This window comes from Rhizobium sp. SEMIA 4085, from assembly GCF_013004495.1.
Lineage (GTDB): Bacteria > Pseudomonadota > Alphaproteobacteria > Rhizobiales > Rhizobiaceae > Rhizobium > Rhizobium gallicum.
In genome coordinates this window covers 1-3,192 of the sequence record NZ_JABEPH010000518.1, presented here as the reverse complement: position 1 = coordinate 3,192, position 3,192 = coordinate 1, and the positions used below count along the sequence as shown (strand labels likewise).

3 protein-coding genes are annotated in these 3,192 nt (G+C 61.3%); all 3 read right to left on the bottom strand.

All coding sequences use genetic code 11. The features are described 5' to 3' along the window. Positions 1–1,136: class I tRNA ligase family protein (locus tag C9413_RS30235; protein ID WP_170251338.1), on the bottom strand; the 1,136-nt coding region annotated here is incomplete at its 3' end. A gap of 117 nt (positions 1,137–1,253) precedes the next feature. Further along, on the bottom strand, positions 1,254–2,078 hold the full coding sequence (locus tag C9413_RS30230) for a DUF2497 domain-containing protein (protein WP_039844702.1): 825 nt from the start codon (positions 2,076–2,078) through the stop codon (positions 1,254–1,256). Positions 2,079–2,308: 230 nt separating this feature from the next. Beyond that, on the bottom strand, positions 2,309–2,974 hold the full coding sequence (locus C9413_RS30225; protein ID WP_170251337.1) for a protein-L-isoaspartate O-methyltransferase: 666 nt from the start codon (positions 2,972–2,974) through the stop codon (positions 2,309–2,311). Positions 2,975–3,192: the final 218 nt, after the last annotated feature.

The following is a 3,192-nucleotide window of genomic DNA, read 5'->3' as shown; positions in this document are numbered from 1 at the left end:
TGTATGTGCGGCTCGATCTTGTCGAGCAGCCCCGCTTCCTCGAAAATCTCGACGATGATCTTCCGGGCCGTGAAGCGATCCTGGCCTTCCAGCCGGTCCCAGGCGCCATGCAAGGCGGCCGGATGGCCGAGACCTTCCAGGAAGTCCTCGTTGTCCTTGATGGTAACCGAAGCATCGGTATTGAGAACATTGATCGCCCGCAGGCCCGTGCGCTTGGCAACGTCGAAGTCGTTGAAGTCGTGTGCAGGGGTGACCTTGACGGCGCCGGTGCCGGCCGTCGGATCGGCGTAGTTGTCGGCAACGATCGGAATCTTGCGGCCGACGATCGGCAAGATGACGTGTTTGCCGATGATCGCTTTGTAGCGCTCGTCTTCGGGATTCACCGCCACGCCAGTATCGCCGAGCATGGTCTCGGGCCGGGTCGTCGCAACAACCAGGTAGTCGCGCGTTTCGAAGTCGGTGGGCTTACCCTCCTCGTCAAAGGCTACGGGATGCTGATAGGTGACGCCCTCCTCAAGCGGATAGCGCAAATGCCAGAGATTGCCTTTGACCTCAACCTGCTCGACTTCCATGTCGGAGATCGCCGTCAAAAGCTTCGGGTCCCAGTTGACGAGGCGTTTGTCCTTGTAGATCAGACCCTCTTTGTAGAGGGTGACGAATACCTCGAGAACAGCCTCCGAGAGTCCGTCGTCCATCGTGAACCGTTCGCGCGACCAGTCGCAGGAAGCACCTAGGCGCTTCAGCTGGTTGAAGATCAAGCCGCCCGATTCCGCCTTCCACTCCCAGACCTTCTCGATGAAGGCGTCGCGGCCCATCTCGCGCCGGCCCGGCAGCTGCTGCTCCATCAGCTTGCGCTCGACGACCATTTGTGTGGCGATGCCCGCATGATCCATGCCCGGTTGCCAGAGCACGTCCTTGCCGCGCATGCGCTCAAATCGGATCATGATGTCCTGCAGCGTGTTATTCAGCGCATGTCCCATGTGCAGCGAACCGGTCACGTTCGGCGGCGGGATGACGATCGTGAAGGTCTCGGCGCCGGGCTTCTTGTTGGCGCCCGCGCGGAACGCATCGGCCTCATCCCATTTCGCGGCGATTTTCGGTTCGACTGCGGTGGAATCATAGGTCTTGTCGAGCATTTTATGACCAAACTTCGGGGTTTTAGGATGGGGGTTGTAAATAGGATGGCTGACGGCAAGTCAATAAAAAAGCCGCCCCGGGGACCGGAGCGGCTTGTTCGATAAAAGCGGTCCCGGTCAGCGGCGCGGGCCGCGCGCCACGCGTTCGATTTCCTCGCGCACCAGCCGTTCGACAAGCGTCGGCAGGTTGTCGTCCAGCCACTCGCGCAGCATCGGGCGCAGCATGTCCTCGGCAATCTCGTCCAGCGAGCGGCGCTCGGCGCCATCAATCGCAAGCGCAAGCTCCTCGAACGAGCGTGCAACCTGCAGGCCGGCGCTCTGCGAAATCAGGCTCTGGGTTTCTTCGGCAAGATTCGGCAAAAGCTTTTCTTCAGCGTCGGCGGCCGGCGGGACGGCAGCCCGCTGCGCCGGTTCTGCGGCAGCTGGCTGCGGCATGTCAACGCGTTCTGCCTGCGCAACGGCAGGTGCCGGCATTGCGGCCGGCGGCGGAGCACCAAAAGGTGCCGAAACGGCTTCCGCCGGATGGCGGGCTTCTTGGTCGGGGGATCCGGCCGGTTCCGGTTGACGAAAGACCGGCGGCGCTTCGTGCTGTGGTTGCGGTGCGGTACGCTCCGAGGCGGCACGAACGCGGGCAGCAACATCGGCAAGCGACATCGCCCGCGCCGGTGCCGGCGCTTCCGCTTCGCGGCTGCCTGCCGAATTCGCCGCAACGAAACGCGGATCGGACATCATCATAGGCTCGGGGAACTCGACGTCAGCATAAGTCTCGTCGACCGTCAGATGGATGTTGGAGTCACTCTCCTCGTCATCGGCACCGTAGACAGGCGGCAGGGACGGCGAAATCGCCCTGCCCGCGCCCGGCTCATTGCTCTCGATGATCTGGCGGATCGACGCCAGAATCTCTTCCATGGACGGTTCACGCACTACGCCTGGCTGAGCCATATCTATCCCCGTTATCCCTGCAAAAAGATCGGATTGCGTGGAGTGGGCATCCGAATCACCCAGACCTTAGAATACCCCAGACATGAAAAAAATCAGCGCGAATCAAATGAATGCGCCCGTGCACAGTTTTGTTGCGGCAGTCTAGGCCAGCGCCGCTGACGCTTTTGCGACAGGCCGAAAACAAAACGGGCGCCCCGAGGCGCCCGCTTCATAAATCCTGAAAAATACGCTCAGAAGACGAACTCTCGAACCTTGGCAAAGCCCGGCAACGGCTTGACCGAAGCATTGAAGAACACGTTTTCCGATACAGCGCCGTTTTCGCTGAAGAATACCTTGGCGCGCGCGGCGTTGCCGTAGCCCTGAACGGTGACAAGACGGCCGCCCTCGGCGAGCTGGCCAAGAAGGGCAGCGGGGACCTCCTCGACGGAGCCATTGACGAAGATCAGATCGTAGGGCGCGCCGGCACCGTTGCCCTGCTCCAGCGCGCCGGTGACGACGGAAACGTTGGCATAGCCGGAGAGGTTTTTCTTTGCTTCGGCTGCAAGCGCTTCGTCGCATTCAAGCGCAACCACCGAACCGGCAAGCATGGCCAGCAGAGCCGAGGTGTAGCCCGTGCCGCAGCCGACTTCGAGAACTGCATCGTCCGTGCTGATGGCAGCAAGTTGCAGCAGCTTTGCCAGCGGCGAAGCTTCCATCAGGAAGCGCGCCGACACGCCGCCCGCTGCCGGCGAGATTTCGACATCGTTGTCGATATAGGCAAGAGCCTTGGATTTCTCCGGCACGAAGGCCTCGCGCGGCACCGTCAGGAAGGCCGTCAGCACGGAATGCGACGTGACGTCCGTCGTACGGATCTGGTTGTCGACCATCTTTGCGCGTGCTGCTTCGAAATCCATCATATCCTCTCGCCCGTTGAACGCGGCATTGTCACCCGTCCTCTTAATCTCCGCGGCGTGCGCTTTCAAGGCACAGTAAGCAACTGCGGCAAGAATCCTCCCGCTTGAACCGGGCTGCTGTCCGGCGCGGCCGGGACTGCAACTCTTGTTTGGAACTAAGAGGTGGTTTGGGGTATTCTTACAACCGGAGGAAATGGAGGAGAGGTGCAGGCCATGTCTGC